At 69.5% G+C, this 10922-nt stretch carries 10 protein-coding genes and 2 pseudogenes; 1 reads left to right on the top strand and 11 read right to left on the bottom strand.

Annotated features, from left to right (window positions below; translation table 11 throughout):
• The 9 genes and pseudogenes from DIZ27_RS42835 to DIZ27_RS42795 form a co-directional block, all read right to left on the bottom strand.
• Positions 1-412: pseudogene (locus DIZ27_RS42835) on the bottom strand (hypothetical protein); the annotation flags it as partial.
• A complete protein-coding gene (locus DIZ27_RS42830) occupies positions 409-735 on the bottom strand; it encodes a helix-turn-helix transcriptional regulator (protein ID WP_109383696.1) in 327 nt (108 codons plus the stop codon). The pseudogene DIZ27_RS42835 and the gene DIZ27_RS42830, both read right to left, overlap by 4 nt.
• Positions 735-1880, bottom strand: a complete 1146-nt coding sequence (locus tag DIZ27_RS42825) for a site-specific integrase (RefSeq protein WP_109383695.1) — start codon at positions 1878-1880, stop codon at positions 735-737. The genes DIZ27_RS42830 and DIZ27_RS42825 overlap by 1 nt, the downstream gene beginning before the upstream one ends.
• Positions 1881-2153: 273 nt before the next feature.
• On the bottom strand, positions 2154-3080 hold the full coding sequence (locus DIZ27_RS42820) for a recombinase family protein (RefSeq protein WP_109383694.1): 927 nt from the start codon (positions 3078-3080) through the stop codon (positions 2154-2156).
• A 485-nt stretch (positions 3081-3565) separates the two neighbouring features.
• The gene (locus DIZ27_RS42815; protein WP_109383693.1) at positions 3566-3982 is read right to left on the bottom strand and encodes a nuclear transport factor 2 family protein; all 417 of its coding nucleotides are present in this window, start codon (positions 3980-3982) and stop codon (positions 3566-3568) included.
• 46 nt (positions 3983-4028) lie between these two features.
• Positions 4029-4640 carry an NADPH-dependent F420 reductase gene (locus DIZ27_RS42810; RefSeq protein WP_109383692.1) on the bottom strand — a complete coding sequence of 204 codons (612 nt, stop codon included), beginning with the start codon at positions 4638-4640 and terminating at the stop codon, positions 4029-4031.
• 32 nt (positions 4641-4672) lie between these two features.
• Entirely contained in the window at positions 4673-5671 is a 999-nt protein-coding gene (locus DIZ27_RS42805) for a zinc-binding dehydrogenase (protein WP_109383691.1), read from the bottom strand.
• 107 nt (positions 5672-5778) lie between these two features.
• On the bottom strand, positions 5779-6531 hold the full coding sequence (locus DIZ27_RS42800) for an SDR family NAD(P)-dependent oxidoreductase (RefSeq protein WP_109383690.1): 753 nt from the start codon (positions 6529-6531) through the stop codon (positions 5779-5781).
• Between the two features lie 93 nt (positions 6532-6624).
• A complete protein-coding gene (locus DIZ27_RS42795) occupies positions 6625-7056 on the bottom strand; it encodes an Rrf2 family transcriptional regulator (RefSeq protein ID WP_109383697.1) in 432 nt (143 codons plus the stop codon).
• A gap of 46 nt (positions 7057-7102) precedes the next feature.
• Here DIZ27_RS42795 and DIZ27_RS46375 point away from each other — a divergent pair, with 46 nt between their 5' ends.
• Positions 7103-7276, top strand: coding sequence for a hypothetical protein (locus DIZ27_RS46375; RefSeq protein ID WP_181383989.1), 174 nt, complete (start codon positions 7103-7105; stop codon positions 7274-7276).
• Between the two features lie 77 nt (positions 7277-7353).
• Here the strand turns inward: DIZ27_RS46375 and DIZ27_RS42790 are convergent, their stop codons facing one another.
• The gene (locus tag DIZ27_RS42790; protein ID WP_181383988.1) at positions 7354-10566 is read right to left on the bottom strand and encodes a Tn3 family transposase; all 3213 of its coding nucleotides are present in this window, start codon (positions 10564-10566) and stop codon (positions 7354-7356) included.
• A 140-nt stretch (positions 10567-10706) separates the two neighbouring features.
• Positions 10707-10922: pseudogene (locus DIZ27_RS42785) on the bottom strand (Asp23/Gls24 family envelope stress response protein); the annotation flags it as partial.

The raw sequence follows: 10922 nt of genomic DNA, 5'->3' as shown, positions 1-10922 counted from the left end.
CGGCAGATCCGCCGCCCCAGGGGCGGCGGATCTGCCGCAGGGCCTCGAACAGCGGGAGAAGTTCGGTGCGGACGGAGCCGGTGCCGTCGTCGAGGAGTTCGCGGAGGCGTTCGGTCAGGACGCACTGGCCGCAGACCCCGCGCCGGTAGCGCCTGGCTTCCCTTCCGCACCGTTCGCAGGTGAAGTCGCCGAGGCCGCCGGCGCAGTCGGTGCAGAGCGTGCCGCCGTCCGGCGCGAGGCCCGGGGTGAGCCGCTCAACCCCACAGCCGGTGCAGGTTCCGTAGGTCTCCAGGGCGCGGGTGAAGCAGCCCGCGCAGAGGTAGCCCTCGGGCCAGTGGGCCGCCCCGAGGCGGACGGCCCGATGGCATCGCGCGCAGAACAGGTCCTCGGCGCGGACGCGGGTGCGGCTCATCCTTCGGGCCGGATGCGGGCCCGCTTGGGACGGACCGCCGACAGGTCGACGACCGCGTCGCCGGTGGCGACCTTGCGGACGGCGGCGTTCTCCGCCTTGGTGGCGATCAGGTCGGCCGGGGTGCACTCGAAGATGTCGCAGAGCGCGGCCAGCACCGGCAGCGACAGGCGCTCGGGGGTGCCGGTGACCAGGCGGTGGACCTGTGAGAGCGAGAGGTTGATGCCGCGCTCGGCGAGCGGCGGGGCGAGCTCGCTGGTGGTGAACATCCCGGCGGCGGCCATTCGCTCGCGCAGCCGCCACTGGTAGCTGACCTGGCGTTTCATCAGGCTCTCCTCGCGGGCTGGAGCGCGGCCTCGATAGTGGCGTCCAGGGCCCGCCGCAGGGTGCGGGTGCGGAAGTCGGAGGACACGCAGGTGTAGATGGAGGTGGTGGAAGCGTGGTCGTGCCCGGCCTGCTGCTGGACGAACAGCGGGTCCCAGCCGTCCTCGATCAGGTGGGTGACGTACGACCTGCGCAGCGAGTGGAGGTCCAGGACCGGGTCCAGGCCGAGGGCGCCGCGGTAGGCGGCGAAGCGGGAGTCCAGCCGTTGCAGGCCGACCCGCCGGCCGCGTTCGGACGGCCACAGGGCGGGCCCGTCCGCGTGCCGCATGGCGGGTCTGACCTCGCTGACCCACTGGTCGAGGATCTCGGCCGACCAGTCGAAGACGGTCAGCACGCTGCGGCGCTTTGGAGGCGAGCCCTTCTTGGCCTTGCCGTGGCGGACGTAGCAGACGCCGTACTCGCCGAACTCCGCCCCTTCGGGGTTGCGGCCGAAGTCGGCGGTGTCCAGCATCCGCGTCTCGTTGCGCCGCAGCCCGTAGGCGTACGCGGTCTTGAACAGCATCGCGTCGCGGAAGGCGGGCAGCCAGCCCTTGCGGCCGCGACCGCGGACTCGGCTCACCTCGTCGTCGGCGTGATCGAAGAACGCCTGCAACTCGTCCCGGGTGAAGGCCCGTTTCGGGGCCTCGGCCTCGCACTCCTGCATGTGCACGGCGGTGTTCCACTCGTGACACACCTGGATCGGATGGGTCCCGAACCGCCGCTCGCACTCGGCCGCCCACCCGTAGGCCGGATCGGTGGCGTAGTCGCAGAACAGCCGCACCGCCTCCTGGTAGCCGCGCAATGTCGAGCGGACGCAGCCGCGGACCGCCCGCAGGTCGCCGAACCACTCGTCCGCCAGCGGAGAGGACCAGTTCCACGGGAAGGCGTCCGCGTGCGCGGCGAACGCCCGCACCTTCCGCTCACGGCCGTTGATGGTCGACAGCGCGAGGTTCCGCGCCAGTTGCTGGTTGCGCCAGCCGTCCAGCATCGCCTCGAAAACCTGCTCCTCCGGCCGCAAAAGCGGCACCCCGTCGGCCAGGTGCAGCCGCGCGACCCCAGGTGTCGCCCCGTCCTTGCCCGCCAATTCATCACGCTCCGTAGATCGCATCCAGCGCGAGAATCTCGCATCAGATGCGGGGCTCGGAGAGGAACGACAGGTCAGCCATCCGATTGAGTGAAGCGGAACGACACGGGTCCGGCCCGTCCGCTACCGTCTCGGCAGGCATGCGGTGAGCCCTCTATCCGCTGATCAGCGACTTCCTGGCGCCTGACCGGCCAGCGCGGCGCAAGATGCCTCCAGTTCGCGTCAGATGCGATTCGCGCCGGTTCCCAGATACGCCAGAAACCCGCCATGGGGTGATCTTGGAGGCCGGGCGACTCACTACGGGGTGTCGTCCGCGAGGGCATTGACGCGGTTCTCGTACTCGCGGCGGGCCTTGCGCTGGGCCGGGACCGCCGGGATGCCCTGGGCGCCGTCGAGCGGCTGGCAGCGGTCGAGGAGCTGGCGGTGCACGGCGGGGACGGCGCTGACGCGCAGGGTGTAGCCCTGGCCGCGCCGTACGGTCATCCCCTGGTCGAGCGCGGCCCGCTCGGCGGGGTCCAGTTGGGTGGTGCGGAGGAAGTCGGCGACCTTGCCGGGCATATCGAGGGTGACCGGCAGCTCCGGCGCGGGGGCATCCTCCTCGATGGCGGTGTGGTTGGGCAGGAGGTCGGCGACGGCTGTGCGGATCGCGCCGCGGCTGACGTCGTGCTCGCGGGCAAGGGCGGCGATGGAGCGGCCTTCCAGGTACGCGGTGCGGACGGCGTCGGTCTTGTCGGCCGCCACGGCGGGGCGGCGCCCGCCTTTGCTGCCCTTGGCCTCGGCGGCTCGCAGTCCGTCGTAGGTCAGCTCGCGCTGGAGGTCGCGTTGGAGTTCGCCGGCGGCGGCGAGGGTCTGCACCATGAACTTCACGGTGGACAGCAGCTCGCCGGTGCGCGGATGGCGGGCGGTGAGGTCCATCGCGGAGAACGCGCCGTCGTGGATACGCAGCGCCACCTGGTCGCGGTGGAGGACGTCGAGCACATCGAGGATGTGGCCGGTGCCGCGCACGAGGCGGAACATCTCGGAGATGTGCACAGTGTCGCCCGGCCGCGCGTAGGTGAGCAGTTCGCGGAACTTCGGCCGCTGAAGGGGGTGGAGGCGGCTGGAGGTTCCCGGGTCCTCCTCGAAGACGACTGGGTCCTCAATGCCGGCCTCATCCAGGACGAGGTTCTGCCGGACGGTCGACTGCTGGTCGGTCGAGACCCGCTTGTAGACCAGGTTCGCCACTCGCGGGCCCCTTCCATACGGAGGATCGGACCCTATCTGTCGTCAAACCCTGTCAGCAATCACCATCGGATCTGATTGGATTCGCGCTGCCGTGAACCCCCGGATTGCACGGGTTCATTGGACGCGTCGCCTGCCTGTCGGCAAACGATCGTTTGCGAACACCATTCAGCCGGGCGAGGAGGCCGGAGACCGGCGGAACACGGTGGGGGACGAAAGTTCGTGGGCGCCGGTCAAGTCCCCAGTGCGGCAGACCCGGCGGGCGGCACGCTGGTCGACATGGCGACACCGGCCGATGGCCTGGCATCGCTGGGGGACCTGATCGGCAGTCATCGCCGAAGGCCGACCGCCCCAACGTGCTGACCGGCAGCGATTGGCCGGGGGCGAGTTCTGCTCTCCGTTTCGGCTTCGGCCGTGTCTCGGCTGACCCTATGCGTACATGCCCGGCCGGGCCGCCCCGGGCCGCGGGGTCCCTGAGTGCCCTCCGCTCAGCCGACGTTGAACGCCTCGGCGACGGTCAGTGTGTCCTCGTACAGGTGCATGCGAACGATTCGGCCGTCCTCGACCGCCAGGTGCATGGCCACCGGTGTGGTGAACTCCTTGCCGCTGGTCACGGCGGTGTGCGTGAAGACCGCCAGCAGCACCACGTCACCACCGTCGACGATGAAGCGCTCCAGCACGACCTTGCTCTGGCCGTGCGCGAAGTGCGGCCACATGGTGGTGAAGTACGGCGCGACCTCCTCCTGGCGGGTACGGCGCCCGGTCCAGGGCAGTGCGTCACTGCCGGGGACGTGCCAGTCGATCTCCTCGGAGAACAGTTCCTGGATGCCGTCGGGGTCCTGCCTGCCGAGGCGCTCCAGGAACTTCTCGGCCACGGTCCGCGAGGTCTGAGTATCTGTTGCCATCGTCCTTGTCCTTTGTCTCTTCGTCTCTTGAGGTGTCGGTCGGGCCTCAGCCCTGGAACAGGAAGTGCTTGCCGCTCAGCGGCCCGCCGAGCTGCATGAGCGCCCCGCCTTCGCGCAGCGCGCCAAGGTCGACCGGCGCGAACCCGAATTCGGTCAGCAGCCGTGTGAAGGGGGCCTTGGCGCTCTCGTCGTCACCGGCGAGGAAGACGACCTGGTTGCCGTCCTGGTGCCGGGGATCGGGAGCCATATAGGTGGCGAACATGGCGTTGAATGCCTTGATCAGCGTGACGCCGGGCAGTTGCTGGGCGACCCACTCGCTGCCGGTCAGCGGCGAGACGTCGGCGAAGCCGCGGTAGGGGTCGGACCGGGCGAACTGGTTGGTCATGTCGACCACCACTCGGCCCGTCCAGTCCCCGAGCCGCCGCCCGACCGCGGGGACCGCGCCGAACGGGACGGCGAGCAGGACCAGGTCGGCCGCTGCTGCTTCTTCGAACGTGGCCGCCGAGGCGCCGGGCCCGATGGCGGCGACGGCGTCGCCGAGTGTGCTGGGGCCGCGGCTGTTGCTGACCAGCACCGGGTGCCCGGCGCGTGCCGCGTGGGCGGCCACGGCTTGTGCTGGTGCTCCCGCACCGATGGTGCCGATGGTCTTGAATTCCATGAGGTCACTGCTCCCCTGCGGTCCAGGTTTGGTCAGTTCAGCTTGAGCAATACGGTGCCGGTGCCGCTGGTCCGCGCCGCCGAGATGGCGCTCGGCAGCTCGGCGAGCGGGTAGGCGGCATGAACGGCGAGAAGGTGTGGATGCTGCGCGGCGATCTGGAGGGCGGCTCGCCGATCGGCGGCCCGGATATCCCCAGGGCGGGTCGCCCAGCGCGTGATGCTCACCGCGCGGACCTTCAGTTCCCGCATGAGCAGCTCCAACGTCGAGAGCGTCCACGGCTGCGCGGCTAGATCGCCCCAGACGACCAGCGTCCCGCCATCGTCGAGAAAGGGCAGGATCTCCCGCACGAAGGGACCGCCGTGCGCATCGGCGATGACCGGCACCGGCCTCCCGCCGACCGCCCCCTCCAGCTCGCGCTGCCAGCCGCCGCTTCCGGAGACCACGACGGGCACGTCCGGCCAGTTTGTGCGGACCGTTGACGCAGAACGGTCACTGCGGACGACGGCGACAACGGGCCAGCCACGGTCGCGGGCCTGCTGAACGATGAGCTTGCCGACCGCGGACGCGGCCCCCGACACGAGGAGTGGAGAATCGCTCGGCGCTGCCGCGGCAGCCCTCAGCTCATCGACCGCACGGAGCACGTCACGAGAGGTGATGGTGTTGACGAGCAGGACGCTCGCCGTTTCGTCGCTGAGGGAGTCCGGGACGGCTACGGCGGCCTCGGCCGGCACGGTGATGTGCTCGGACCATGCGCCCGGGGCCGGAAAGACCGCTACCCGATCGCCTACACGGAGCGCCGGCACCGATGGACCCACCGCAGTCACCACGCCCGCCGCCTCGGTGCCCAGCCTGCGCCCCGCGGATCCGTCCGGCAGGCCGGTCTCCGTCGCGACCAGATCGCCGCGGTGGGCCGGGGAGATGCTGACACGCACTTGGATTTCGTCGGCCCGAGGGGCCGGCGCCTCCGGCCGGTCCTCGATGTGTGCGACGGCTGCCGCATCGCCCGCCCGGTAGTGGACCACGCTCTTCATGACGCACTCCTTGTTGTGTCGAAGCCATTGCCCTGGCGAGACGGTCGCAAGTACGCGGCTCAGACGCCCGGGAGCGTCGAATGCGTCCCGCCTCGCCGATTCGCCGCCTAGAGCTGTGTGACGCCGCCGTCGACGAGCAGTTCCGCGCCGGTGGTGAAACTGCTTTGATCGCCGGCCAGGTAGAGGGCGGCAGCGGCGATCTCGTCGGGACGGCCGAAGCGGCCGAGCGGGGTCGGCGGGGCGGGCTCGGCCGCGGTGGGCCGATCGTCGCGCGGAAAAGCGGCGACGAGCTCGGCCAGGCCAGGGGTCTCGACAGGGCCGGGGGTAAGAGCGTTGACGCGGATTCCGCGGCCGGCCAGCTCAGCGGCCCAGGTGCGTGCGAGGCTGCGGACCGCGGCCTTGGAGGCGGCGTAGACGCCCAGGCCCGGGGTGGCCAGCAGGGCCGAGTTGGAAGAGATCAGCGTCACCGAGGCGCCGGCCGTCAGCAGCGGCAGCGCCTTCTGGACAGTGAAGACCGTGCCCTTGAAATTGATCGAGGCAGTGCGGTCGTACTCTTCCTCGGTGATCGTGCCGAGCGGGCTGTATTCCCCGACCCCGGCGTTGGCCACCACAATGTCCAGGCGGCCGCTGCGGTTCGCGATCTCGGCGAAGACCCGGTCGAGGTCGCCGAGATCGGAGGCATCGGCCTGGATGGCGATGCCGCGGGCGCCGACCTGCGCGACGGCGGCGTCCAGCGCGGCCTTGCGGCGCCCGGTCAGGTAGACGGTGGCGCCCTCGGCGGCGAAACGGCGGGCGATCGCCAGGCCGATGCCGCTGGAGGCGCCGGTGACGAGGGCGGTCTTGTCGTCCAGTTGTCCCATGAGATTCTCCAATTCCTTAGTGTAACTATTTTGGTTACATCGATGGCCGTGGAATGCGACCCCCCTCGATCAGGGGAAGTCGACGGTCCGAGGTCAGGCGGCTTTCAAGACGTCCCGCAGCACGTCCTCCAGCGTAGTCTTGGCCAGCTCCCTGCGCAGGGCGGCCTCCACGTCGTCGTACACGGCGGTCATCGCCGGCCCGATACCGTGGCCCACGACGCACTCGGGGTCCGGTGTCGCGCGATGCAGGGCGAAGACCGGTCCCGGTTCGATCGCCCGGTAGACGTCGAGCAGGGTGATTGACGCCAGGTCCCGCGAGAGCATCCAGCCCGCCCCCGCACCCCGCCGTGAATCGGCCAGGCCGGCCTTGCGCAGCTCGCCCAGCAGGCGGCGGATCACCACTGGGTTGGTGTTGACGCTCGTCGCGATCTGCTCGGAGGTGGCGACCTCGTGGCCACGCCGCTGATACAGCCCGATCCATGTCAGGGTGTGCGCCGCGATGGTCAGTCTGCTGTTGGCGCTCACGTCGGACTCCACCTCCCTCGTCCCTCGGGTTTAGTCGTAACTATAGTTGTTACAACACCTACGCGGCAAGTCCTGCGGGGCTGGCTGGACCGGCCTCGTCAAGGAGCACGCCACCCGCGAGCACACCATCGCCGAGTTCTTCTCCGTCAGCCGGGCCACCGTCCATCGAGTCCTGGCACGCACCCAGGGCCAGCACCAAACAGAAGCCGAACGGCGGTAGGGCCCCGCCAACCTACCGGCGGGTCAGGTGTCCCCTGGTGTCTGAGCCAGTGGGACTCCAGGGCCGACTTCTCCTGATCATGCCGCCTGGCCGTAGCCGTCCGGGGCGGGCGGGTCGTTGCCTTGGAGCGGGCTGAAGTCGACGTCCAGGTGCGGGTCGTACGCCTCGGGCTGGATGCCGAGTTCGTGGGTGGAGTACTCGCCGAAGCGGCGGATGTGCTCGGTCAAGTACGGCGAGATGTGGGCGAGGTCCTCAGGGGCGATGATGTAGCCCTCCTCCTGGAGCTGGCGCACGATCTCGGCGATGTCCAGGGCGTTGTGGAAGATCACCGCGTTCGTGAGCAGGGCGTTGAACTTCACGGTCTTCTCCTGCTCGACGGGGTCGTTGTCGGTGATGACGCCGCCGTTGCCGAAGCCGATCCACTGGGAGAAGCCGTTGAACGCCTCGACCTTGTTTGTGGCGGCGGTCACCCGCCGGCGCAGCGGGGCGTCCGAGAGGTAGCGCAGCAGCTGGACGGTGCGGATGACGCGGCCGACCTCGCGGAAGGCCGTGTATGTCGCGTTCTTGCGTGAGCCCGCCCGCAGGCGCCGCAGCAGCAGCGTGGAGGAGATGGCGCCCTCGCGCACGGAGACGGCCACCCGCATCAGGTGCCGGAACTGGGACTCGATCAGGTCGAAGTCGATGACGTTGCGGCCCGGCTCCCCGAACAAGGCGTCGATGTGCACGTACTCGGCTCTCTTCGTGGGCCGGTAGAAGGTCAGGCCCTTCCAGTTCCTGATCCTGGGCATCAGGTCGAAGCCCAGCAGGTGCGCGAGCGCGAAGACAGGGAAGCTCTGGCCCTGCGTATCCGCGTGCACGGTGGTCGGTTTCAGCTCGGAGGTGTTCTTGAGCAGGCCCTCGATGATGTAGACGGCCTCCCACACCCCGCACGGGATGAAGTGCGTGAACAGCGCGATGTAGGTGTCGGAGATGTGGTGGTAGGCGATGCCGCCCGGCTTGCCGTACCGCACGGACGTCTCAGACAGCAGATTGTTGAGGTAGGTGTCCATGTGGGTGCCGTCCGCGGCGACCGCGGAGCCGTCGCCCCACGCCTGGGAGATGTCCAGGCGGGCGTGCGCATTGACCAGGTCGGCGATCGCCTCGTTGAGCGTCGGGATGGAGAAGTGCCGGTTCGCGGACAGCGACAGCTCGTGCCCGCTGACACCGGGGATGTGGCGGGCGGCCTCGTAGGGGCCCATGTTGGTGCCCTTGACGAACGTGGTGATCACGTACCGGCCGAAGGGGTCCTTCAGCTTCGGCTCGTTGCCGGAGGCGGGGCCGAAGCGGCGCCACCACTCCACCCAGTACGCCGTGCGGGAGATGATCCCGAGCAGGGAGCGCTCCGGCATCCTCGCCCTGATCTCCTGCTCCAACACCTTCGCCGAGGCGCGCTGCCCCTCGGAGCGGTGGGCCTTGAGAGAGGGGATACCTGTCTCAGGGTCGATGACCAGGCCCTCGTTGTCCGGGTACCCGGCATCCGCACTCGCGGCGGCCGCAGTGAGTTTGTCCTCCAGCTGCCGACGGAACGCCACCGCGTCGTACGGCGCATCGTCGCCGGACTCGGCGAGGCCGACCTCCACCAGGTAATCGCCCAGCTTCGCCTCGACATCCTCCCAGGGAAGCAGCTGCTCACTCCAGTCGGCGTACTCCTCGGACCCGGTCACCGCGACGTCACCGGTGCGCAGTTCCTCGGCGAGCGCGGCGAAGACCATCGCCTCGAAGTGCTTGCGGACAAACGCGCCGGGCCGGTTCTTGTCCCGGACGGCTTTCTGCCAGTTCAGCGTGGCGAACGAGATGTCGACCGGGCGGCCGTCCTCGTGCCGTTCCGGGATGTAGTCGCGGGAGGTCTTGTACCGGCGGGCGTGCGCGAGCGCGTCCAGGACCCAGCTGTCCTCCGAGGTGGTCGTCAGTTCCAGGCGGCTGGTCAGGTCGTACATCGTGGAGCGGTCCTTGAGCAGGTGCCCGTACAGCAGCACCTCCCAGTAGTTGCCATGGTGGGCGGCGACCTTCTCGATTCTCTCGTACTGCCCCTCGAACCCGCCGAAACCATCCACCGCTGCCGCAGGCACTCCCAGGGCGCCGGCCTGCACCCGAAGGGCCTTCGCCATCGTGTGCAGGGCGAGCGCGAGCCCGCTGCTGAGCCGCGCGGCCACAGCGCCGGCCTCCGCGTCCTGGTCGAGTTCCCCGACCGCCGCCAGGATCTCGGCCGTCAGCGCTGCCGCCTTCTCCCGTGCGGCCTGGACTGGGCCGTCGGTGTCGATGTGCTGGAGCACGGTGCGGTAATTCCCGATCAACGCCTCGACGATGGCCTGCTGCTGCTCCCGGATGCTCTCCAGCTCCGCCTTGGCCCGCTTGACCTGCAACGCGATCCGCTTGCAGAACATCGTGGTCAGGTCGTCGCGGGCCCGCATCCGCGCCTTGTGCACGAGACACACCAGCAGCGCGAGCCGCTTCATCAGGTTGTAGTCCCGCAGTCCCGGCGCGTCCGCAGCGTCCGCCTCACCGGCGAAGTCCGTGATCTTCCCCGATGCGACACCGTCCAGCCACACCCCGGTCTCGCCCAGCTCGTCCACCCACCCAAGGTGCTCGGCCTGGGAGCGGAAGTGCGACCACGTCGGGGCCTTCGCCGACTGCTTCAGCTTGTTGTACTTCGTGGTGCCGGAGGCGTCCTTGTCCGAGAGCAGGGCCAGCAGCCGCTCCCGGTGCGCCTCGCTGAGCTGGTCGTAGATGCCCACGCAGATCGAGGCGTTCACCTCGGTGCGGACCTTCGCCGCGAGCGCGTCCAGCGTGGTGAAGCCCGGCAGCTCCAGCCCGGCCTCGACGACCTTCTCCAACGCGATGTTGATCAGGTCCGCCGGCCGGTTCTTCGACACCGCCTCGTTCCGCATCACTGCCTCGGCGATCTTCCGGGCCTTCGCCTTGTCGTACGACAAGCCGGTGCGCTGCCGTACGGCGGTCCGCTGCCGCTCCGCTGTACGGTTCGCCGCCCTCGGCACCGTGCCCTCCGGCAGGTCCACCGCGCGACGCACGAAGTCGACGACCGTGTCCGGGACCTCGTCCAGCTTCGGGAAACACCCCATCCGCTGGTACGACTTCAGCATGAGCAGCTGGGCCAGCAGGTGCTCATCACAGCCAGCACGAGCGGCGGCCCACTCGACCTCGTCACGGCTCGGCGAGAAGAACAAGTGCAGCTCGTGCGCGGTGATCAGCCGCTTGAACCGCGGATACGCGGTCCTCTCGATCGAGGTCACAGCCCACCCCGCCCCGGACGACATCCAACGTCACCACCAACGACGCTGAGCTGAACGGGTGACGGGTGGGCCCGCTCAGGCCCCCAAGATCATTCCGTGGCGGGTTTCTGGCGTATCTGGGTCATGGCCGAGGTAACTACTCACCGGGCCCGCCCCCGGTTCACGCCGGAGGTGGTCACCAGTCGTCGCACGGTGAGGGCGACCTCTCCCACCTGCAAGCCGGTCAGCTGAGCCACCCGCTCGGCGACGTCCTGCCGGATCCGCTCGCAGACCTGGGGGAAGTCGGAGGGGGAGGGCAGCTCCATGGTCCGGTGCAGGCGCACCGATCCGGTACGGACGGCRGYGGAGGCGCTGGG

The organism is Streptomyces sp. NWU339 (assembly GCF_003143855.1).
Lineage (GTDB): Bacteria > Actinomycetota > Actinomycetes > Streptomycetales > Streptomycetaceae > Streptomyces.
Note: the sequence above shows the minus strand (reverse complement) of the source record. Positions and strands in the feature narration are given on the sequence as shown.

Coding starts and splice junctions, on each gene's coding strand:
- DIZ27_RS42800 (WP_109383690.1), bottom strand. CDS start 6,531: ATGGGACAACTGGACGACAAGACCGCCCTCGTCACCGGCGCCTCCAGC.
- DIZ27_RS42825 (WP_109383695.1), bottom strand. CDS start 1,880: ATGCGATCTACGGAGCGTGATGAATTGGCGGGCAAGGACGGGGCGACA.
- DIZ27_RS42830 (WP_109383696.1), bottom strand. CDS start 735: ATGAAACGCCAGGTCAGCTACCAGTGGCGGCTGCGCGAGCGAATGGCC.
- DIZ27_RS42810 (WP_109383692.1), bottom strand. CDS start 4,640: ATGGAATTCAAGACCATCGGCACCATCGGTGCGGGAGCACCAGCACAA.
- DIZ27_RS42805 (WP_109383691.1), bottom strand. CDS start 5,671: ATGAAGAGCGTGGTCCACTACCGGGCGGGCGATGCGGCAGCCGTCGCA.
- DIZ27_RS42815 (WP_109383693.1), bottom strand. CDS start 3,982: ATGGCAACAGATACTCAGACCTCGCGGACCGTGGCCGAGAAGTTCCTG.